Annotated in this window: 20 protein-coding genes and 1 tRNA gene; 20 read left to right on the top strand and 1 reads right to left on the bottom strand. The window is 43.0% G+C overall.

The genetic code is table 11. The features are described from left to right. The first annotated feature begins 23 nt into the window (after nucleotides 1-23). The 20 genes from ACKVDP_RS08235 (at nucleotide 24) to ACKVDP_RS08140 (ending at nucleotide 21,644) form a co-directional block, all read left to right on the top strand. Nucleotides 24-1,919, top strand: a complete 1,896-nt coding sequence (locus ACKVDP_RS08235) for an ABC transporter ATP-binding protein (protein WP_409228352.1) — start codon at nucleotides 24-26, stop codon at nucleotides 1,917-1,919. A 113-nt stretch (nucleotides 1,920-2,032) separates the two neighbouring features. Next, a complete protein-coding gene (locus ACKVDP_RS08230) occupies nucleotides 2,033-4,456 on the top strand; it encodes a clostripain-related cysteine peptidase (protein ID WP_409228333.1) in 2,424 nt (807 codons plus the stop codon). A gap of 107 nt (nucleotides 4,457-4,563) precedes the next feature. After that, complete coding sequence (locus ACKVDP_RS08225; protein WP_409228332.1) at nucleotides 4,564-5,598, top strand: threonine aldolase family protein; 1,035 nt, start codon at nucleotides 4,564-4,566, stop codon at nucleotides 5,596-5,598. Between the two features lie 169 nt (nucleotides 5,599-5,767). Beyond that, nucleotides 5,768-7,276, top strand: coding sequence for a DUF1846 domain-containing protein (locus ACKVDP_RS08220; protein ID WP_409228331.1), 1,509 nt, complete (start codon nucleotides 5,768-5,770; stop codon nucleotides 7,274-7,276). Nucleotides 7,277-7,376: 100 nt separating this feature from the next. Then, nucleotides 7,377-7,859, top strand: coding sequence for a hypothetical protein (locus ACKVDP_RS08215; RefSeq protein WP_409228330.1), 483 nt, complete (start codon nucleotides 7,377-7,379; stop codon nucleotides 7,857-7,859). Further along, nucleotides 7,856-8,395, top strand: a complete 540-nt coding sequence (locus ACKVDP_RS08210) for a permease (protein WP_409228329.1) — start codon at nucleotides 7,856-7,858, stop codon at nucleotides 8,393-8,395. Before ACKVDP_RS08215 ends, ACKVDP_RS08210 begins: the two co-directional genes overlap by 4 nt. Before the next feature lie 57 nt (nucleotides 8,396-8,452). Beyond that, a tRNA-Pro gene (locus ACKVDP_RS08205) sits at nucleotides 8,453-8,529 on the top strand. Nucleotides 8,530-8,643: 114 nt separating this feature from the next. Next, nucleotides 8,644-9,348, top strand: a complete 705-nt coding sequence (locus tag ACKVDP_RS08200) for an SDR family oxidoreductase (RefSeq protein WP_409228328.1) — start codon at nucleotides 8,644-8,646, stop codon at nucleotides 9,346-9,348. A 181-nt stretch (nucleotides 9,349-9,529) separates the two neighbouring features. After that, the gene (locus ACKVDP_RS08195) at nucleotides 9,530-10,630 is read left to right on the top strand and encodes a protease inhibitor I42 family protein (RefSeq protein ID WP_409228327.1); all 1,101 of its coding nucleotides are present in this window, start codon (nucleotides 9,530-9,532) and stop codon (nucleotides 10,628-10,630) included. Nucleotides 10,631-10,775: 145 nt separating this feature from the next. Next, on the top strand, nucleotides 10,776-11,225 hold the full coding sequence (locus ACKVDP_RS08190; protein WP_409228351.1) for an NAD-binding protein: 450 nt from the start codon (nucleotides 10,776-10,778) through the stop codon (nucleotides 11,223-11,225). Next, a complete protein-coding gene (locus ACKVDP_RS08185) occupies nucleotides 11,218-12,555 on the top strand; it encodes a TrkH family potassium uptake protein (RefSeq protein ID WP_409228326.1) in 1,338 nt (445 codons plus the stop codon). Before ACKVDP_RS08190 ends, ACKVDP_RS08185 begins: the two co-directional genes overlap by 8 nt. A gap of 10 nt (nucleotides 12,556-12,565) precedes the next feature. Continuing rightward, nucleotides 12,566-13,216, top strand: coding sequence for a potassium channel family protein (locus ACKVDP_RS08180; RefSeq protein WP_409228325.1), 651 nt, complete (start codon nucleotides 12,566-12,568; stop codon nucleotides 13,214-13,216). Between the two features lie 34 nt (nucleotides 13,217-13,250). Further along, a complete protein-coding gene (locus ACKVDP_RS08175) occupies nucleotides 13,251-14,660 on the top strand; it encodes a sensor histidine kinase (RefSeq protein WP_409228324.1) in 1,410 nt (469 codons plus the stop codon). Continuing rightward, nucleotides 14,657-15,346, top strand: coding sequence for a response regulator (locus ACKVDP_RS08170; RefSeq protein ID WP_409228323.1), 690 nt, complete (start codon nucleotides 14,657-14,659; stop codon nucleotides 15,344-15,346). The genes ACKVDP_RS08175 and ACKVDP_RS08170 overlap by 4 nt, the downstream gene beginning before the upstream one ends. A 145-nt stretch (nucleotides 15,347-15,491) precedes the next feature. Beyond that, entirely contained in the window at nucleotides 15,492-16,757 is a 1,266-nt protein-coding gene (locus ACKVDP_RS08165; RefSeq protein ID WP_409228322.1) for an efflux RND transporter periplasmic adaptor subunit, read from the top strand. Between the two features lie 10 nt (nucleotides 16,758-16,767). Beyond that, entirely contained in the window at nucleotides 16,768-17,418 is a 651-nt protein-coding gene (locus tag ACKVDP_RS08160) for a cobalamin B12-binding domain-containing protein (protein WP_409228321.1), read from the top strand. Next, nucleotides 17,415-18,575, top strand: coding sequence for an ABC transporter permease (locus ACKVDP_RS08155; RefSeq protein WP_409228320.1), 1,161 nt, complete (start codon nucleotides 17,415-17,417; stop codon nucleotides 18,573-18,575). The genes ACKVDP_RS08160 and ACKVDP_RS08155 overlap by 4 nt, the downstream gene beginning before the upstream one ends. After that, nucleotides 18,568-19,254, top strand: coding sequence for an ABC transporter ATP-binding protein (locus ACKVDP_RS08150; RefSeq protein ID WP_409228318.1), 687 nt, complete (start codon nucleotides 18,568-18,570; stop codon nucleotides 19,252-19,254). Before ACKVDP_RS08155 ends, ACKVDP_RS08150 begins: the two co-directional genes overlap by 8 nt. A 29-nt stretch (nucleotides 19,255-19,283) precedes the next feature. After that, complete coding sequence (locus ACKVDP_RS08145) at nucleotides 19,284-20,180, top strand: metallophosphoesterase (RefSeq protein ID WP_409228317.1); 897 nt, start codon at nucleotides 19,284-19,286, stop codon at nucleotides 20,178-20,180. Between the two features lie 15 nt (nucleotides 20,181-20,195). After that, the gene (locus ACKVDP_RS08140) at nucleotides 20,196-21,644 is read left to right on the top strand and encodes an alpha-amylase (protein ID WP_409228316.1); all 1,449 of its coding nucleotides are present in this window, start codon (nucleotides 20,196-20,198) and stop codon (nucleotides 21,642-21,644) included. A 22-nt stretch (nucleotides 21,645-21,666) separates the two neighbouring features. Here ACKVDP_RS08140 and ACKVDP_RS08135 read toward each other — a convergent pair whose 3' ends face one another. Next, nucleotides 21,667-22,770 carry a D-TA family PLP-dependent enzyme gene (locus ACKVDP_RS08135; RefSeq protein ID WP_409228315.1) on the bottom strand — a complete coding sequence of 368 codons (1,104 nt, stop codon included), beginning with the start codon at nucleotides 22,768-22,770 and terminating at the stop codon, nucleotides 21,667-21,669. Nucleotides 22,771-22,843: the final 73 nt, after the last annotated feature.

Raw genomic sequence — 22,843 nt, 5'->3', positions numbered from 1 at the left:
CAATGGGAAGAGGTCCCCGAGGAATGGGACCGGCTAAGATTAAGGACATTAACAAGGGCACCGTCAAGAGACTGCTGTCCTACCTTGGGAAATATAGGGTCAGGCTCGTATTTGTGGTTGTGGCCATAATAATCAGTGCATTTACAGGAGCAATAGCCTCCCTGTTTCTGAGAACCTTGATTGACGATTACATTACACCAATACTCATACAGGCAAACCCTGACTTTTCAGGACTATTCAGGGTAATCCTCATGATGGGAGGAATCTACATTCTGGGAGTGCTGGCATCCCTTTTTTACACCAGGTCAATGGTAACCATATCCCAAGGAGTGCTTAAGAGAATAAGGGATGAGTTATTCTCAAAAATGCAGAGTCTGTCAATAAGATACTTCGATTCACAAAGCCATGGTGACCTTATGAGCCACTATACCAATGACATCGATACATTGAGGCAGATGCTTTCCCAAAGTCTTCCACAGATGTTCTCTTCAGTTGTTACAATTGTTGCTGTAATGTCTGCCATGCTCTACCTTAGCCTTTGGATGAGCGGATTTGTAATTCTGTTTGTGTTCATTGTCCTTAAGGTTGTGAAGACAATTGCAGGAAGAAGTGGAAAGTACTTTGTAGACCAGCAGAAATCACTGGGAGACCTAAACGGTTACATCGAGGAGATGATAAACGGTCTAAAGGTTATAAAGGTGTTTAACCACGAAGAGGTTGTAAAAAATGACTTTGACAGAAAAAATGAACTCCTCAGGGAGAATTCCACAAAGGCAAACCAGTATGCAAACATCCTTATGCCAATTATGATGAACCTTGGCTATGTGCTTTATGTACTTCTTGCTATAGTTGGAGGGGTGTTGGCTGTAGGTGGAGTACAGAACTACAGCATAACAGGGGCTGACATAGTTACCCTTGGTATGATTGCATCGTTTTTACAGCTGTCAAGGAACTTCATCCAGCCCATCGCCCAGGTTTCGCAGCAGCTTAATGCTGTTGTAATGGCCATAGCTGGAGCGGAGAGGATCTTCAAGCTAATGGATCAGAAGCCGGAAACCGATGATGGGTATGTTACACTTGTAAATGCACAATATGAAAATGGAGAGATAGTGGAGGCAAAGGGAAGGACACATCTATGGGCATGGAAGCATCCTCACGGTGATGGTAGTGTGACCTATACACCCCTAAAGGGTGAGGTAAGGTTCTATGATGTCGACTTTGGCTACAATGAGGATGAGATGGTTCTCCATGATATAACACTTTATGCAGAGCCGGGACAGAAGGTTGCCTTTGTAGGTGCAACCGGGGCAGGAAAGACGACAATTACAAATCTCATCAACCGTTTCTACGACATAGCTGATGGAAAGATCAGGTACGACGGAATAAATATCAAGAAGATCAGAAAGGCTGACCTTAGAAGGTCTCTTGGGATAGTGCTGCAGGATGTAAACCTGTTTACAGGTACCGTGATGGATAACATCCGCTATGGTCGACTGGATGCAACTGATGAGGAGTGCATTGAAGCTGCAAGACTTGCCAATGCTGACGGCTTCATACGGATGCTGCCGGACGGCTACCAGACCGTATTGACTGGGGATGGGGGAGGTCTATCACAGGGGCAGAGACAGCTTCTCTCAATTGCAAGGGCTGCAGTTGCAGATCCACCTGTGATGATTCTTGATGAGGCAACATCATCAATTGACACAAGAACAGAATCAATCGTCCAAAGGGGAATGGATGCATTGATGAAGGGAAGGACGGTATTTGTAATCGCCCACAGGCTTTCGACCGTTCAAAACTCCAATGTGATCATGGTCCTTGAGAAGGGAAGGATAATTGAAAGGGGAAGCCACGACGACCTTGTCCAGGAACAGGGCAAATACTATCAGCTATATACTGGAGCATTTGAGCTTGATTAGGGAAAATCGCCAATACCAATAAAATGGTAGAGGCGGTTTTTTAGTGTCCAATCTCGCTTTCTGAGGGTATATATAAATACGGAGTGTTGAAAAAATCACAGGAGATGAATAATATGGATAGAAAGAACAGACCATCAGGCAGGAAGAAGAGGGTTGGCACAGGCAGTTCCAAAGTTGAGAAAAGGGGAAGCGGGATTGGAAGGAAGACATCAGGACCAACGGGTGGTACTGGTGGATTTTTTGGGAGACAGTCATCCTCATCATCAAGCGGGCAGTCATCTGGGCAAAGCTTCTTTCCTTCTTCAGGCAGTCAGCAATCGGGACAGAATTATTCTTCAACAGGGGGGAGAAGGTCATCCGGAGGAATAATTAAATACATCATAATCTTTGTTGCACTTATGTTAATTTCATCCCTAATCTCAAGATTTATGGGAGGGGGCTCGGATGCGCCTATCTCTGATCCAGGACCGGGAATCACAGATGGTGGATACGTTCAGGAGACAGGGGGACCAACCTATGACAGTGGGGCCTATTCCGTGGACAGGACGGTTTCTGATAGGGCAAGACTTAAAAGGACCACCCTTCTAGGTGGAGGCAGGGACAGGGCGACTGTGATGGTTTACCTATTGGGAACAGACCTTGAGTCCAGAAGTGGAATGGCGACCATGGACCTGCAGGAAATGCTTGAGGCAGATATATCTGAAAATGTGAATATAGTAATAGAAACAGGCGGAACAGCCCAATGGAAGAATAACGTAATGTCAAACAGGACAAATGAGAGGTATCTCATCAGCTCACAGGGTCTAAGCAGGCTGGAGGATAATCTGGGGAGAAGATCAATGGTTGATCCGGACACACTCACTGACTTTATACGATATTCCCAGCAGAATTTTCCAGCGGAAAGATACTTCCTGATATTCTGGGACCACGGTGGAGGGTCCGTGACAGGGTATGGCTATGATGAGTACGTCAAGGGGGATACAATGACCCTGGATGAAATAGAAAGGGCTCTGTTCAACTCAGGCGTGGAGTTTGACATGGTGGGCTTTGATGCATGTCTTATGGCTACTCTGGAAACGGCATTTGTAGTGGAGCCATATTCAGACTATCTTATAGCCTCAGAGGAGCTTGAGCCCGGAATAGGCTGGTACTACACTGGATGGCTAAACGAGCTTTCAAAAAATCCTTCCATAGAGACGATCGATCTTGGGAAGAGGCTAATTGATGACTATGTAAGTGAGGTTAAGAGAAGGACTCCAAAATCTCAGGCGACCCTTTCACTGATTGATCTGGCTGAGCTTAGTGCCACGGTGCCTCCTGCATTCAGCAAGTTTTCCCAGTCCACTGTCGAGCTTATAGATACAGAGCAATACAAGAGGGTATCTGATTCAAGAGCAGGCACAAAGGAGTTTGCATCATCATCCAGGATCAATCAAATTGACCTTATCCATTTTGCAAATAGGCTTGGGACTCCGGAGGCTGAAAACTTTTCACAGGCACTTTCTGATGCTGTAAAATACAACAGGATGTCGGATAATATAACAAATGCAAACGGATTATCCATATTCTTCCCATACGGCAAGCTAAGTGATGTCTCCTCAATGCTTCAGACTTACGAGGAGATAGGTATGGATGAGAATTACTCAAGGGCCATAAAAAGCTTTGCAAATGTAAATGCAGGTGGACAGATGGCATCACCAGGGGGAGGACTTCTGGAAACCCTTCTGGGAGGAGGACAGTCAGGTGGAACCCAGGGAATTGCTACTGATTTGATTGGTTCCCTTATTGGTAACTTCCTATCACAGGGAGACTTTTCATCCATAACTGGAGGAGTCCAGCAGGCACCTTCATGGATTGACGAAAACCAGATCACCCAGTCCACTGAATACTACAGTGAAAACATGCTTGACCCTGCATCAATCAAGATAACGGTTAAGAACGGACAGAGGGTTCTGGACCTTGCTGAGGAGGAATGGGAGCTTGTCCAAAACATGGAACTGAGTGTATTCATCGACGACGGAGAAGGATTCATCGACCTGGGCAGGGACAATGTCCTTGAATACAATGGAGATGGAGATCTGATACTGGAGTTTGATGGCACCTGGATGGCTATTAACGATAGGATTGTAAGCTACTTTATGACGAGCTATGACTACAAGGGGGATGAGTACAAAATCTTGGGCAGGGTTCCCGCCATGCTCAACGATCAGCTGGTGGATATTGTTGTATCATTTGACCAGGACAACCCCTACGGAGAGGTTCTTGGTGCAAGGATTGTCTATGATCGGGAGGAGGAAACACCTAATCTTCCAAAGGGTCTGATCCCTATTGAACCAGGAGACAGGATCGACTATCTTACAGATTACTACACCTATGGTGGGGAGTTTGACGACACCTATTACCTGGGGGATCCATATACAGCGACAGGAGACTGGTATATAGAGAATATTGCAATTACAAACCTGGACTACATGATGACCTATAAGATTACTGATATTTATGGAAACAGCTACTGGACTCCCATAATAACAGACTAGATTAATGATCCCGGATAAAAATTTGTCCGGGATTACTAATTTTGGGCACCTGGAGGATATCTGTGTGATATAGTATATATAGAGATAATAGGATTGGGGGAAAAAATATGATCAGATTTGAAAGCGATTATTCAGAAGGTGCGCATCAGAGTATTTTGGACCTGCTTCTTGAAACCAATATGGAGCAGACCTCAGGCTATGGTGTTGATTACCACTGTGAAAATGCAAGAGAATACATAAAAGGGTACTGTCAGGATGATAGTCTGGACGTTCATTTCCTTGTTGGTGGCACACAAGCAAATACAACAGTTATTGCGTCCATACTTAAGCCATATCAGGGAGTCATTTCAGCCAACACTGGACATATAAACGTTCACGAGACTGGAGCAATTGAAGCCACAGGCCATAGGGTCATTTCCCTCCACAGTGATGATGGAAAGCTTACTGCCAACCAGGTTAGGGAGGCATATGACAGCCACTGGAACGATGCCACACATGAGCATATGGTCCAGCCTGGTATGGTCTACATTTCTCACCCAACGGAAAACGGGACAATATATTCAAAGAAGGAACTGGAGGAAATAAGCAAGGTCTGTCAGAACCTTAAGCTTCCGCTTTTTATGGATGGCGCCAGAATGGGCTATGGACTTATGGCAGATGGAAATGACCTTACACTGCCTGAAATAAGCAGACTGTGTGATGTATTTTACATAGGAGGTACAAAGGTGGGCGCTCTCTTTGGGGAGGCTATTGTAATAAGGAATGAGAATCTTAAGAAAGATTTCAGATACAACATTAAGCAGCGTGGAGGCATGCTTGCCAAGGGAAGGCTGTTGGGAATTCAGTTTGAAGCGTTGTTCAGGGATGGACTGTACTTTGAAATATCTAAGAATGCAATCAAGACAGCCATGATGATTCGAGATGCCTTTAGGGAGAAAGGGATAGACTTTCTGTATGATTCACCAACAAACCAGCAGTTCCCCATACTGACCCACCAGCAGATTGAAAAGCTGTCGGAGGACTATTCCTTCCAGCACTGGGCTGGGGTTGATGAAGAAAGAAGCGCGGTAAGGTTCTGTACAAGCTGGACAACAGACGAGGCCAATGTGAGAAGGTTGGTTAAGGATATAAATAAACTGTAGAAATTTGTTGGTGTTTTTTGAACAAATTTTTAAAAGTCTTATAATAACTGGGTTTGAGACATATGGGGAGAATTTTGGAACCGTTTTTGGGACCTGTAAATTCTCCCTTCATTGTGTTATAATTACTGATGTATGTTTAATGGAAAACTAGAGAAAAAGGAGCAGATATATGAGAAAAATTGGATTTGACCCTCAGAAGTATATAGAAGAGCAGTCGAAGTTCATACTCGAGAGAGTCAACAACTTTGACAAGCTGTATCTTGAATTTGGTGGGAAGCTTATTGGGGATCTTCACGCGCAAAGGGTCCTGCCAGGATTTGATGCCGATGCCAAGATTAAACTCCTTCACAAGCTGAAGGACAAGGCTGAAATCATTATCTGCGTTTATGCTGGAGATATAGAAAGAAACAAAATCAGGGGAGATTATGGGATTTCCTATGACATGGATGTATTGAAGCAGATTGATGAATTGAGAGAATACCAGCTTCATGTCAATAGTGTTGTGATAACAAGATACAACGGTCAACCTACGGCAAAGCAGTTTATTACTAAGCTGGAGAGAAGGGGCATAAAGGTTTATACACACTCTGCCATACCTGGTTATCCTTCGGATGTAGATGCAATAGTAAGCGAAGAGGGGTATGGGCTGAATCCGTATATCGAAACAACCATGCCAATAGTTGTCGTCACTGCCCCAGGGCCTGGAAGTGGAAAACTGGCTACCTGTCTGAACCAGCTTTATCATGAGCACAAGATGAACAAGGTCGCAGGCTATTCCAAGTTTGAGACATTCCCTGTATGGAACGTTCCCCTCAAGCACCCTCTAAATATTGCCTATGAGGCTGCAACAGTGGACCTTAAGGATGTAAACATGATGGATTACTTTCATTTTGAAAGATACAACGAGGTTGCCGTGAACTACAACAGGGACCTTGAAATGTTCCCTGTAATAAAGAGAATAATTGAGAGGATCACAGGCAAGGAATCAATCTACCACTCCCCAACTGATATGGGAGTTAACAGGATTGGATTTGGCATCGTAGATGACCAGGTGGTGAGAGATGCATCAAAGCAGGAAATAATTAGAAGAAGCTTTGCCACTGAGTGTGATTACAAAAAGGGTCAGGCTGATGAGGAGACCCTCAACAGAATGAGAATAATCATGGAGGAGCTTGAGCTTAAGCGTGAGGACAGGGCTGCAGTAGGTCCTGCCAGGGAATACTCACAGAGGCTGAAGGAAAAAGAGGAGAACAATGACGTACCTCCAGTCATTGCAATTGAACTTAATGATGGTAGAATAATCACTGGAAGAGGCTCGCAGCTTCTTGATGCAACATCAGCCGCAATACTTAATTCAATCAAGACCCTGGCAAATATCGGGGATGAGATACTTCTTCTTTCACCATTGATAATAGATACAATTCAGAAGCTTAAGATGGATAGCCTCAAGGGAAAGGTTGGTACCCTTGATGCGAATGAAGCCCTTATAGCCCTTAGCATTGGAGCAGTGACAAACCCAACTGCACAGCTTGCCATGGACAAGCTGCAGGATCTGAAGGGTGCTCAGGCGCACTCCACAGTGATGTTAAATGATAACGATGAGCAGATATTAAGGAGATTGGGTGTGGATGTAACCTGTGATCCTGTGTATCCAAGCGAGAACCTGTTTTACGTATAGACATTTCAGCAGGCATAACTGTCTGCTGATTTTTTGTTAACACGTATACCCACATATGGTATTCTATTTAAGTGATACATTACGAGAAAAGAGGTGCAAGATGAATTGGTTGCTTTATTTGCTGACAATGATATTTTTAATATATTCATATGTCAAGGATAGGAACAAGACAAAGAAATCACTTTCCAAGGCCTGGAAGGCATTTGAAAACATCCTTCCTGAATTTCTGGTAGTGATTATTATGGTAGGCCTTATGATGGCAATACTTGATCCCGATTTGATAGTCAAGGTCATAGGTGAAGACTCAGGATGGCTTGGAGTTGTGCTTGCCTCCATTGTAGGTTCAGTCACACTTATCCCAGGCTTCGTCGCATTCCCCACCGCAGATCTTTTGCTTCAGGGGGGAGCAGGCTACATGCAGATAGGTGCATTCGTTTCCACCCTTATGATGGTGGGTATTGTTACCATGCCTGTGGAGGTTAAGTATTTTGGCGGTAGGATTACATTGTACCGAAATGCAATGGCATTTGTGTTTTCATACATAGTCGCATATGCAATCAGTCTGGTGGTGAACTTGGTATGATTAAAGTAATTATTAGGTACAGATGGTTTTTGCTGTCATTGGTGGTAATGGGAGCTGTGACAGCCGTTGATGGGGACCTTGGAAACCGGGCTATTGATACGACCATGATGACCATAAAGGAAATGTTGTTTATAATCCCCCCCATATTTGTGCTTTTGGGACTACTTGATACCTGGGTTCCAAAGGATACAATGGTTAAGTACATGGGAGATGGTTCTGGATTAAAGGGGATCCTATTGGCCTTCTTTATTGGTTCAGCAGCAGCGGGTCCTTTGTATGGAGCATTCCCCGTGGCGGCTGTTTTCATGAGAAAGGGCGTTAAATTCAGCAATATACTGATTTTTATAGGTGCTTGGTCAACAACAAAGATTCCAATGTTTCTTTTTGAACTATCAGCTCTGGGAGCACCCTTTGCCATTACAAGGCTGCTTGTAAACATTCCTGGCATAATAATCATCGCATATCTTCTCAATGCACTGGTACCAAAGGCTGAAGTTGAGGCTTTATATCTAAATGCAGAGAAAATGGGTGAATGAAAGGCTGGATAAGTTACTATTGATTACGGGAAAAATCAGTACTATAATTATGGTATTCGGGGTGTAGCGCAGTTTGGTAGCGCACATGCTTCGGGAGCATGGGGCCGGAGGTTCAAATCCTCTCACTCCGACCACAATAGTAGATAATCTGCCGTCAATTGGGCAGATTATTTTTTCATTTGATAGATAAGGGGTAAAAGTAAACGGGAAAGGATGCATCAATTATTCAATCAGAATTGGAGGTATCTATGTTCAAGGATAAAGTTGTTGTTATTACAGGTGGAGCAAATGGCATTGGAAAGAAAATTGCAGAGGATTTCAGGGATAGGGGAGCCAAGGTCTGTATAGTTGACAAGGAAGAGAATGATTATTTTATTGGGGATATCTCCAAAGAGTCTGTTCTGAGGGACTTCGCAGCTAGGGTGATCAAAGATCATGGAAGAATCGATTTCCTTATAAACAACGCCTGCCTTTCAAGGGGAGGCATATTCAGCTGTGACTATGAAGACTTCAACTATGTGCTTAGAACTGGGGTCACTGCACCATTTATGCTTGCAAAGCTATTTCAGGACCATTTTACTGAGAAGGGCGCAATTGTAAATATATCATCAACAAGGGACAGGATGAGTCAGAGAGATACTGAAAGCTACACTGCAGCCAAGGGTGGCATCGCAGCCTTAACCCATGGACTCGCCGTGAGCCTGTCTGGAAGAGTACGGGTCAATTCCATAAGCCCCGGGTGGATTGAAACCGGTGATGTGGAGTATTCAGGATCAAACAACTCTCAGCATCCAGCTGGCAGGGTTGGGAAATCTGAGGATATTTCCAATATGGCAATGTATCTTTGCAGTGATGCAGCCAGCTTTATAACGGGTGAGAATATAACAATAGATGGGGGTATGACAAGGCTAATGATCTATCATAACGACCAGGGTTGGATATATAAGGGCTGAGATGGAATCTATGAAATCTAAATGTAATAATATGGGTGACTGTTTTGGGTATATTATATATGGATAGAGATAAAATCGGGGCTTTGAATGCAGGGTAAAAATGGACGCCTAATCCCTGCAGGAGCCAGTAGCGTAACCGACCATGCCAGGTCGGTTTTTTGTATGAAAGGGGAGAGTTTGAATGAAAGCAAGGACTATGGTAGCTGTAATCCTTAGCATTCTTATGGTAGCAGTCCCTGCCATGGGGGCAATGGAGCAGCCAATGAATCAGAATCAGATACAGGATCGAGACAGGGTTCAGACCAATATCAATGAAGCTGAACAGGAGCAGATAAGACTGGAGATAAACAACAGACTAAGGATAGACGGTTCAGCCCTGGAGCAGATGAGGTTACGTACCCAGGAGCAGACAGAAAACAGGTTTATGGATCTTGAGAATCACTGGTCTAGAGAAGAAGTGGGACAATCCTACAGCTGGGGCTTTGTAAATGGATATCCTGACGGCAGCTTCAGACCCGAGGGAATTATCTCAGGGACAGAGGGAATCCTTATGCTTACAAGAATGATGAGTAAAATTTCCGCAGGAATGCCTGGAGAACCAGACCCTGAAGACATTGATTGGGACATGGTCCCTCAGTGGGCAAGAGAGCAGCTTCGTGAAGAAATTGCCCTTGCAATTGCTACTCAGAGTCATCTATATGGAGAAAGCCAATTGAACAGGCTTCAGTTTGCAGTCATGCTTGCAAAGGCAATGGGGATTGAGTACGAAGAACCTCCTGAAGGAACAGTGGTTTTCCTTGATGATGAAGCCATACCTCCTGCAGAGCTTGGGTATATCTACAGACTGAGAGCACTGGGAGTAATTCAGGGAAATGAAGGAAATTTCATGCCTCAGAAGAGACTGACAAGAGCTGAAGCGGCAGCCATGATGAACAGGGTAATGATGATGCTTAAGGCAGCACCTACGGAGTATTCCTATGAGCCGGATATGCTTACGGTGACACTACATGAAAATCCTACAACCGGCTATGGCTGGGTTGTCCAGTTCAAGGAAGGAGACATCCTTGAAATTGATACAGATGAATTTACGCCATATGCCGTATCTGCTGACGTAGTGGGCTCTGGTGGAGAACGCACCTGGGTATTTGTGCCTGAGGGTGAGGGCGTTGAAGAAATAACCTTCTTATACTACAGAAGTTGGGAAGAAAAAGAATCAGCAATTGATGTTAGGGTATTGACTGTGGAAGTGGATGAAAACCTTGAGATAATTGAAGTTAGATAAGGGTAGTGATTAATCTGGGATATTCTCCAAATGGGGGATATCTCTTTTCTTTGCACAAAAATAACACCACATGGGGAATGTAAACACCATTTTAATACCTTCTGGGATATTATTTAAATGAGGGGAGGTATTGAAGGTGGAAATCATGTTATTGATTGGAATAGTTACCTTGATGATTATTGGATACTTTCTTATGGATAGGATAGATATGCTTCTGGTTAGGAACACGGAGATCACCCATGAGATACCCATAGATAGAAGGTCTGTATTGATATTTTCCGATCCTGAGTCAGAAAATATCTTCTGTGAAATGTTCGAGGAGCTAAAATGCTCATATTACATTACTGATAATACCATTATTCCCGAAAACCTTGAGTTCAATATGTTTTTTGCACTATCATCTGACGATGCCGAAAACATATTTTTCAGCAAGCTCATCAGAAGGAAGAAAAATGAAGCCTGGATTGTAGCTAAGGTAAATGACAATATTTTTACTGAGCTGTACAAAAAAGCTGGGGTGGACAGGGTTATAAAAGGAAAGGTGGTTGTGGGGAATATAGCGGAATCCCTCCAGGAGGTGAATTTCAATGACTAGATTCACCAGACTTGGAGCAAAACAAACACTGGCTGTGGGCTTTGTAGTTATTATTCTCACAGGAGCACTTCTTCTGATGCTGCCGATAGCCAACAAGAGTGGTGAGTTTTTACCGTTTCTTGATGCTCTATTTACATCAACATCAGCCACATGCGTTACAGGTCTAGTTGTATATGACACTTGGTCACAGTTCACTATTTTTGGGCAGGTGGTTATCCTTATACTGATTCAGATAGGCGGGTTGGGATTTATGACCATAGCTATCCTGTTTTCGATGGTACTGGGCAAGAGAATTGGCCTTAGGGAAAGATCCTTTGCCATGGAAGCTGTAAATTCCCTGCAGATAAGTGGAGTGGTAAGGCTTGTAAAGCATATTCTCATAGGAACTTTGATCTTTGAATTAATTGGTGCCATTGTTCTTGCTATAAGGTTTTATGGGGTCTTTGGTGACTCCCGTGCAATTTGGTTTGGAATCTTCCACTCGGTATCCGCATTCTGCAACGCAGGTTTTGATCTTATGGGAAGCATGGAACCTTACTCCAGTCTTACAGGTTTTTCATCCGACATAGCAGTAAACATAACAGTCATGACCTTGATAGTAACAGGAGGAATCGGATTTGTAATCTGGGAGGATCTGTTTGTACACAGGTTCAAGTTTAGGAAATACAATCTTCATACAAAAACCGTATTGGTATCAACCTTGGTCATGATAATGATTTCCACAACGCTATTTCTATTGATTGAAAAGGATGCAACCTTAAGCGGAATGAGGACAGGAGAACGAATACTTGCGGCATTCTTCCATTCTGTCACTCCAAGAACTGCAGGTTTCAACACAACCGATACAGGAGCGTTGAGCGAGGCAGGTACAATGCTTACGATGTTCCTCATGTTCATCGGAGCAAGTCCGGGATCAACTGCCGGGGGAATTAAGATAACCACCTTTGTTGTTGTAGTACTATCTGTCATAACCCATTTCAGAAAATGCGATGATGTGAATGTATTTAACAGAAGACTGGATGCAAGAGTTGTAAAGAGGGCATACTTCAGTGTAACCTATTATTCGATTCTGGTTATTGTTGGGTGTTTTCTGATTGTAGCAAACCAGGGAATACCCATGAAGGAGGCTCTTTTTGAAACACTGTCAGCCATAGGTACCGTGGGACTTTCAACAGGTATAACCAGGGAGCTTTCAACTTTTTCAAGGATTATTGTAGTAATTCTTATGTACACCGGAAGGCTGGGAAGCTTGACGGTATTCATGGCTGTGACTGAAAAGAGAAATATCAGAAAGATAAAGAACCCAATGGAAAAAATAATTATCGGATAGGAGTGTTTTTATGAAGTCGATGATGGTAATAGGACTAGGCAGATTTGGTACCCATCTTGCAGTAAAGCTTGCGGAGCTGGGAAACGAGGTAATGGTGGTGGATACTGATGAGGAGTCTGTTGACAAGATTGCCCATCTTGTAACCAAAGCACAGATAGGAGATTGCAAGGATGAGGACGTTTTAAGGTCTCTTGGAGTCAGCAATTTTGATATCTGTTTTGTATGCATAAGCGAAAACTTCCAGTCATCCCTTGAAATTACATCCCTCCTTAAGGATCTTGGGGCACCCTATGTTATTTCAAAGACCGACAGGGATATACATGCAAAATTTTTGCTGAAAATAGGTGCAGATGATGTTGTTTACCCCGAAAGGGATATGGCCCAGAGAACTGCTGTAAAATACAGCTCCAGCCTTGCACTTGACTATATAGAGCTGACAGAGGAATATGCAATATCAGAGATCCTTGTTCCTGACAGCTGGAAGGAAAAGACAATTACAGAGCTTAGTGTCAGGTCTGTCTACAATGTCAATGTAATAGGCTTTAAGATTAATAGTCATGTTACACCGATGATAGATGCAGGCTATACATTTACAGGAGACGAACACATCCTGATTGCAGGCAGCAAAAAAGATATCATCAGATTGATGGAAAAGAAATAGATTGGTGGTATACTGTAATTGAGGTGTTGTAATTATGGTATTGCCTGGAAGAGCAAGGCACTATAGCAGCTGGATGAAAACTACAATAATAATAGGGATAGCAGTGATAGGTTCCCTGGGAATAAGCTACCTTGGAGTTGCCAAGGAGAGCATAATAATGCTATTTTTACTGGGAGTAATTTTCTCGACAATCGTAACAAGCAGCTCAATGTGGGGGATAATAGCTTCCGTAATCAGCATGATGGTTATGAACTTCTTGTTCACTGAGCCTAGATTTACCTTTGTAATATATGACAGCGGAGACCTTATTCTGCTGTTGTTCTTTCTGATCACTGCCGTTGTATCTGGAACCATCACTTCAAGGCTGCAGCAGCAGATTGAGCTTGCTGAAAAGAACGAAAGGACTACACAGGTTCTCTATAGGATTGCATCAGGATTTATTGCCATCAGCGGTGAATCTGACATAATAAACAGGGCCAGGTATTTTGTCCAAAGCTACACAGGCCTTGAGAGTGAAGTAATAATATATGATGAAATGAATTATCAGGAGAATGCCATAGGTGTGAACAAGGATTTTCCAATTAAGGGTTCTGAAGGGATACTGGGTAAAATCAGAATAGCTGGGCATGACAGCATAGAGGACAGCCAAACTGAGATAATAATCCAGTCGATTGCGACACAGCTTGGAATTGCATTGGAGGGTGAGAGACTCTACCTGGAAAGGGAACAGATTAAGGTTGCCATGGAGAAGGAAAGACTTAGGGCAAATCTTCTGAGATCCGTATCCCACGACCTTAGAACTCCACTTACAGCACTTTCAGGTGCCGGAAACCTACTGGCTGAGAATTTTGAACAGCTTGATGATAAGGAAAAGAAACAGCTGGCAACAGACATAAGCGAGGAAATCGGGTGGCTGACCAACCTGGTTGAAAACATTTTGAACATGACGAGAATCAACAATGATCAGCTGATTCTCAAGAAGGAAGATGAAGTTGTTGATGATGTGATCAGTGAAGCCGTATCCAGGACAAAGACTATTCTAAGGGATAGGGATTTTCAGGTCGCCCTCCCCACAGATGTTATTTCCGTACCAATGGATGGGAAGCTAATCGTTCAGGTTATTGTAAATCTCCTTGAGAACGCTGTAAGGCATACCCCAAAGGAAAGCTCCATTGCATTGGAGGTTGAGCTGGATGATGGATATGTTGAATTCATAGTCAGCGATACAGGTGAAGGTGTTGACAGGAGCATCAAGAACAGTATTTTTGATAGATTTGTCACATTGGACAAGGGAATAACTGATGGCAAGAGAGGTATTGGACTGGGGCTATCCATTTGCAAGGCAATTGTTGAGGCTCATGGAGGCAAAATATACACTGAAGAGAATAAGCCCACAGGATCAAGATTTATATTCACCCTTCCCGCCAAGGAGGAAGAGAGATGAAAAATTCCAGAATTTTAATTATTGAGGATGACAAATACATATCCAACTTCATTGAGGTTTCCCTTAAGAAGGATGATTACGAGGTAATTACTGCCAATTCAGCAGCGGACGGACTCTTTAAGTTCTCATCATACAAACCTGAGATCATAATACTCGATCTAGGCTTGCCCGACAGGGATGGTCTTGAGATTATCAGGGATCTGAGAGAATTCAGCAACATTCCCATAATTGTTGTTTCTGCAAGAGGTCTTGAGAGGGATAAGATTGAAGCCCTTGATCTTGGAGCCAGTGATTATGTTACCAAGCCCTTTTTTATGGGAGAATTGATGGCTAGGATCAGAGTTATTGAAAGGTTCATATCAAACTTAGGAGTTGATGATCCGGTAATTTTCCAGTGTGATTATCTCATGGTTGACTTTGAAAAGCGAAAGGTTCAGATTCATGGTGAGGATATTCACCTTACGCCTCTTGAATACAAGCTTCTCAGATTACTTATAGACAACCGGGGGAAGGTTTTGACCCATAACTATATAATAAGGCACGTGTGGGGATATTCTGGGGAAAATGACACTAAAAGCTTGAGGGTTATAATGGCAAACCTGAGAAGGAAAATTGAAAAGGACAATACCAGCCACAGGTTCATAGTAACCGAGGTTGGGGTTGGCTATAGATTTACAGATGAGTAGACCACCATGGATTTTATACCAGGTGGTCTATTGCTTTTATATAATAAATTAATTGGACATATTACAAAAAAATTTCCATCATATGGTTGATGAAAGCTTTTTTTGAGTATAATTATCCTATACAGAAATTGGGAGGAGAGACTGCATGACTAGGAAAAAGGGATTGCTAATAATAGGAGTAATTATAGGTATTGCTGCATTGATTTATTTTTTTGTAATCAACAGGTCCCCGGAGGTAAAGGTAAGTTCAATGGAGGTTGTGGAAGGCTCAATCCAACAAAGCATGGATATAGCTGGAAAGATTATTTCCGAAGATATCCAGGAGATACTGATTCCAGCTGGAACTGAAGTGCTACAGGTGATGGTCAAGGAAGGGGATAGAGTAAGTAAGGGAGATGTGTTGGCTGCTCTGGACCCTTCAGAGCTCCAGACAAGATTGGCGAAACTTAGAATAAACCTTGAACAGGTGGAGGCGGATCTGAGAATGGCAGGTGGATCTGCAGATAGGCAGATTCTACAGAACAATCTTCAGAAGGCACAGGAGGCACTTTCATCGGTGCAAAGGGATTATGAAACAGCAAAGGATAATCTGGGGAACCTTAAGGTTCTATATGAAAATGGTGCTATCAGTCTTTCAGAATATGAGTATCAGGAGAATGCGCTTAAGAGCCTGGAGTCAAGCATGAAATCCGCAAAGCTGAATGTGGAGGATGCAAGACTTAGGTATTCCGATTTTGGAGCTACAACATCTAGCACAACTGGCAGCCTGGATAGGCAGAAAAGGTCTTTGCTTTTGGATATCCAGCAGCTTGAGAAGCAAATAGAGGATACAAGAATAACGGCAGACCTTGATGGTACTGTGGTTGCAATGGAACTTATGGAAAACAGGACAGTGGGCAGGGAGGCTGAAGTGGTGGTTCAGAACACTGAAAGATTTAAATTTGAGGCTTCCGTGACCCAGGAGGATGCAGTGAATATTCGACCAGGTCAGGATGCTACCATTAAGGTATCAGGAATTTCAAATGAATACAGTGGGCAAGTTGTGGAAATCGGTAGCAAGGCAGAGATTGATTCTTCAAGTGGTAGCAGCACACCCAAGGTTAAGGTTACAATAGCATTAAATGAAGCTGATGACAGACTTGTGTCCGGCTTTGATGCCGATGCTGAAATTACAACTGGTATGGTTGAGAATGTAGTATTGGTAAAGAATGAAGCCATAAGGGAGGATGATCAGGCAGGTTCGTACGTATTTACAATAGAGAACGGATTTGCAGTAAAGACACCTGTTACGAGAGGTATAACCGACAGATACCTGACTGAAATCAAAGAAGGCATCCTATTGGGTGACAGGGTGATTCTCAATCCACCACAGGAGCTTGAGGACGGTTCAGCTGTGAGTGTAACAGAATAGGGGGAAGGTCATGAATAGATACTACGATGAATTTATGGAGCTTTTCTCCAACAATTGGAAGAATAGGTGTGTAATCTGGTCAATTGAACAGGTTGAGGAAGAAAGGTTAACAATACCTGAGCTATACAGTGATGTTCTGGTGCCTGCACTTTACAGTATTGATGATTGTCCTGAAGATAATCCTGGCTGTATTTGGGATGAACATGTCAAGACATCAATAATCAGAACAATAATTGAGACACTATATCCAACTGTAATTAAGCTTGCTGGGAAAGCCCAAAGCAAGGACAGGAAAATTGTCCTTGCCTGTCCTGAAAATGAATACCATGAGATTGGTCTTAGGATAATGGCTGATTTCTTTCAAATCAATGGATATGATGTCATCTATATAGGCAGCAACACACCCAGAGTTCAGATTTGGGAGGTAATAAAGTCTGAAAAGCCAGATTATGTTGGTATAAGCGTAACGGACTACTATCTCTTGTCTGAGGCAAAAAAGATTATTGAGAGAATTAGGCTTGAGTGCACCAAGGATGTACAGATTCTTCTGGGAGGCCAGGCCTTCAGGAAAAATCCTCATACAATCGAGGATTTTGGTGGAGATTTTTATATTGAGAACTATGAGGATGTCCTATCCCTTGGAAAGGGGGAGGACAGATGAGACTTGCCCTAAAGATAGCACTTAGGTTTCTTAAATCCGGTAGAGGTCAGACCATCCTCATTGTGTTGGGGATTTCCATCGGTGTTGCCGTGCAGCTGTTCATAGGATCCCTGATACAGGGTCTTCAGATAAATCTTGTGAACACAACAATCGGCAGCTCATCCCAGGTCACAATAACCTCCACATCTGAGGACAAGCTCATTGACAACTGGGACAGAACGGTTTACGAGGCTAATCTGTTCAGACCAGAAGTTATAAATGTATCAGTTGCAGCGGATGGTCCTGCTACGCTTGACTACGAAACCGATACCGCTCCTGTACTCATTAGGGGGTTTAACATTCAGGATTCTAACGAAATCTACAATATCGAAGAGGGGTTGTTCGAGGGAAGACTACCCCAGAGAAAGGACGAGGTGTTAATAGGCAGGGAGCTTTCCTTGTTGGCAGGGATTGAGGTGGGTGATAGAATTCTGGTTCTTAACCCAGGAGGTGGTTCAGCCCGCTTTGATGTGACTGGACTTTATGATCTTGGAGTATCCTCCATAAATGAATCATGGATAATTTCAAACCTGCAGACTGCACAGGATTTCTTGGGTATGGGAGACAAGGTATCCTCAGTCGAGATGCAGGTAACAGAGGTGTTTGAAGCTGATGTAGTTGGAGGGAAAATAAGCTATGCATTGTCTGGTGACAGCCTGAAGGTTGATAACTGGAAGGACCAGAATCAAAGTTTACTGAGCGGGCTTAACGGACAGAGTGTATCAAGCTATATGATACAGGTATTTGTTCTGGTTGCTGTTCTTCTTGGAATTTCAAGCGTCCTTGCAATTTCTGTTGTCCAAAGGTCAAAGCAGCTGGGTATATTGAAGGCAATGGGAATAAAGGACCGTGAAGCAAGTCTTATATTTGTATTCCAGGGTCTGATGCTGGGGATACTCGGAGCGATCATGGGTATAGCCTTTGGATTCGGCTTACTTTTCTCATTCACCAAATTTGCGGTGAATCCAGATGGAACACCAGTTGTTCCAATATACATCAACTACGGGTTTATAGCATTATCAGGGATGTTTGCAGTGGCTTCAGCCATGATAGCATCACTTATACCTGCAAGGATATCTTCAAGACTTAACCCAATCGAGGTGATTAAGAATGGCTGATATAGTAAGATTGGAAGGCATAGACAAATTTTATGGAGAAAAGATAAGGACCCAGGTGCTCTTTGACGTTAACCTCAGCTTTGAGGAGAACAGCTTTAACTCCATTATTGGACAATCAGGAAGTGGAAAGAGTACTTTGCTGAATATTGTTGGAACATTGGACAAACCAACCAATGGTAGGGTATATATAAGAGAAAAGAGAACAGACACCATGAATGGAGTGCAGCTTGCAGAGCTTAGAAATAAAACGATAGGATTCATTTTTCAGTCTCATTACCTTCTACCGGAGTTTACAGCAAAGGAAAACATCTTGATGCCCAGCAGGATCATGAACTATCAGGTAACAACAGAGATCGACCAATGGGCTGATGAACTTTTGGAACTGACTGGCCTTACCAAGGTCAAGAACAACATGGCAAACGCAATGTCAGGGGGGCAACAGCAAAGAACGGCAATTGCCAGGGCCTTGATAAACAAGCCATCCATAGTACTGGCGGATGAACCTACAGGAAACCTTGATTCTGATACGTCTGAAAGCATTTATGATCTGTTGAGGGACATCAACAAGGAGTACGGAACAACGTTTATCATAATCACACATGATCAAAGAATTGCCGAAAAAACAGACAGAATTGTGGAGATCAAGGACGGAAAGATAAATCTGGATGTGAAAAGATAGATATGGAAAGTTAACAGGGAGTGAAACCGATGTTTACACAAAAAAGACTTGATCAGGCCTATGAGGGTGCCCGTGTGGAGTACTTTGATGACAGTTCAAAATATGTATTCATGAGTGATCATCACAGAGGAGATGGAGGAACTTCTGATGAGTTTACAAAGAATCAGAATGTATTCCTCAATGCTCTGGATTACTACTACAAGAATGATTTTGTTTATGTGGAAGTGGGGGATGGGGATGAACTTTGGGAACAGCCAAAGTTTAAGTACATCAAGAATGCCCATTACGACGTGTTCGAGAGTATAAAAAAATTCTTCTACCATGACAGAATGATTATGCTATACGGGAACCATAATATTTATCTCAGGGACCCCGAGTATGTTGAGAAGAATTATACCTCCTACTATAACGAGTATCGGGAACAGAGATACGATTTTCTGAAGGGGCTTGAACCAATTGAAGCACTGGTCCTTAAGCACAGGAAAACTGGACAGGAGATTTTTGTTGTACATGGCCATCAAGGAGACCTTGCAAATGATCAGCTATGGTTTCCCACCATGCTTTCCCTCAAGTATTTTTGGAGATTTATGCACTCCTTTGGTATCAAGAATCCGGCCAGCCCCACAAAAAATGTATATAAGAGACACAAGATTGAAAAGAATTTCAACAAGTGGATCCTGAAGAACAGAAAGATGCTAATCTGCGGCCATACACACAGATTCAAGTTCCCTCGTACAGATGACCTGCCATATTTCAATACAGGCTGCTGCATCTATCCAACAACCATAACTGCCATCGAAATTGAAGGTGGCAGAGTCCAGATTGTCAGATGGAAGATGAGGGTGAATCAGGAAGGTCTTCTTCAAGCCAAGAGAGAGGTCATCAGAGGTTCTGAACTGATCGGCAGATATGACATCAGAGAATAGAAAGTGAGGAGTGGGATGGAAAACGGAGTAATGCTTCAAGGCTTTGAATGGTATCTTCCAGGAGATGGAAGCTTCTATAGAATGATGACAGAGAGAGTGGAAGAACTGGCAGAGGCAGGGTTTTTAGCGGTGTGGATACCTCCTGCCTTCAAGGGGATGGGAAAAGAGGATGTTGGTTATGGAATATATGACCTCTATGATCTGGGTGAATTCGACCAAAAGGGCACAATAAGGACTAAATATGGCACAAAAGATGAATTGCTGGATATGATCCAAAGCTTTCATGATAAGGGCATCCACATTTATGCAGATTTGGTCATGAACCACAAGGCTGGAGGAGACAGAAAGGAGAAGTTTCTTGCCATACAGGTGGATAATGAGGATCGAAACAAGGAGATAGGTAAGCCTGTTGAAATAAGTGCGTGGACAGGCTTTGATTTCACTGGTAGAAGAGATGAATATTCAAAATTCAAGTGGAATTACAATCATTTCAATGGTGTCGACTACGATGACCTTACGGGGAAAAAGGGCATATTTAGGATAATTGGAGAGAACAAGGGCTGGAATCTCGGTGTTTCAGTTGAAAGGGGAAATTATGACTATTTGATGTTTACTGATATTGATCATGCACATCCTGAAGTCAAAGCGGAATTTATGAGCTGGGCAAAATGGTTTATAAATGAGACTGGAGTTGATGGTTTTAGACTTGATGCGGTCAAGCATATTGATGTAGCCTTCCTAAGGGAGTTCATCCAGGATGTTAGGGAGTATGCAGGTCAGGATTTCTACATCCTGGGAGAGTACTGGGTGGATAATATGGATTGGATTGAGGAGTTCCTTGAGGGAACATCCTTCGGAGTTGACGTTTTTGACGTACCACTGCATTTTAATCTTCACAGGGCATCATTAGAGGGAGACCTGTACGATTTAAGGAATATTTTTGAGAATACCCTCGTGTCAAGGTATCCAACAGAAGCAGTTACATTTGTTGATAATCACGATTCCCAGCAAGGCCAATCCCTTCAGTCGTGGGTAGAACCCTGGTTCAAGGAAATTGCATATGCTCTGATATTGCTTAGAAGCAAGGGCTATCCCTGTGTATTCTATGGGGATTACTACGGTGTAGGTGGAGAACATCCCTATGGAGGGATAAGGGAGGATATCAATAAGCTCATCCACTTAAGGAAGAATTATTGCTTTGGTGAAGAGGATGACTACTTCCAGGATCCTAACCTGATAGGGTGGGTGAGAAAAGGTACAGTAGAGAATCCACAGAGGACTGCTGTGGTTGTTTCCAACAAGGAAGGTGGTACAATCAGAATGCATATTGGGCATGAATTCATTGGAAGGGAATATTTGGATGAAATGGGTGGAAGCGATGATGCTGTAATAGTTGACAATGATGGATTCGGGAATTTCTACACTTCAAAAGCAGGTGTGAGTGTGTGGATTTTAAAGGAGTAAAACGGCTTTTTCAAGCCGTTTTTCATTGCAGTTTTCCTCTGCAGTCAATCGGAATCTCATGAAGGACATCTTCTCCTGAAACAAGGTAAAAATAATCGTAAAGATTCACAACCGGACAGATATGGTTTGGAATGATCCGGACCTGATCGCCCACCTGCACTTGGTCTCTGAAATTCCTATTGTAGATTAGGGAATGTTCATCATACATTGAATCTATTTCTACACCTTCAAAGCCTACAATTATTCCCATTCCATTTGTTGCAGTTATTCCCTTGGACCTTTTTTGCATTGTCAAACCCTTGGCACCAACATCCAGCACGACCCTTTCAGCTGTGGGTCTGCTCATTACAGTCGCAAGTACAGAGGCTGCATTCATTCTGAGACTTCCAACAACGTTTGCCTGTGATGCATCCATGTAAATATAGGTTCCTGGTCTTATTTCAGTTACCCCATCCAGAATCGGGAAATTATGAACAAGTGATGGAGTAGATCCGATGCTTACAGTTGCCGGAGGAAGTCCAGCATCCCTGGCAATAGTGGCAAATCTCAATGTTCTCCTCTGACTTTCAAGGTGAATTTCCCTCAGTTCATCAATATTGTTGGCTCCATAGGAATGTCCATCATGGGAAAAAATTCCTTTGAAGAGTATACTCTCAGTAGACTTGATGTAATTTAAAAGATCAATGAAATCCTGCTCCTCAATTATACCGGACCTGTTCTCGCCAACCTCTATCTCTATCAGTACATTGGCCTTCTCATCCCTGTCAAACACCTCTTCTATCATCTTGGCCTGAGCAATTGAATCCAATCCAAAGGAAATATCTATGGACTTCTGAAGGGCTTTAATCCTCTCCAGCTTCTTTGTTCCCACTATCTCATTTGCTATGAAAATATCCTTCAGTCCAGCCTTGGCCATTACTTCTGCCTCGCCAACCTTGGCAACCGTAATGCCGGCAGCACCCTGATCCGACTGTAGGAGTGCAATATAGGATGACTTATGGGTCTTTGTGTGCGGTCTTAGTGAAACATTGTTTTCATGGGCATACCTTTGCATTTGAATAATGTTCTGAAGCATGACGTCCTGTTCAATAAGCAGGGACGGTGTATCAAGATCGTGAATTTTCATCATTATCCTCCTTTGATTAATGAATGCTAGATGCTATATACCCAATATGAAAGATAATATCAACAGCAGAGTT

It is taken from the genome of Gudongella ferriphila, from assembly GCF_046224405.1.
Taxonomy (GTDB): Bacteria; Bacillota; Clostridia; order Tissierellales; family Tissierellaceae; genus Gudongella.
The sequence above is the reverse complement of the archived record's forward strand: the minus strand, read 5'-3'. Positions and strand labels throughout refer to the sequence as shown.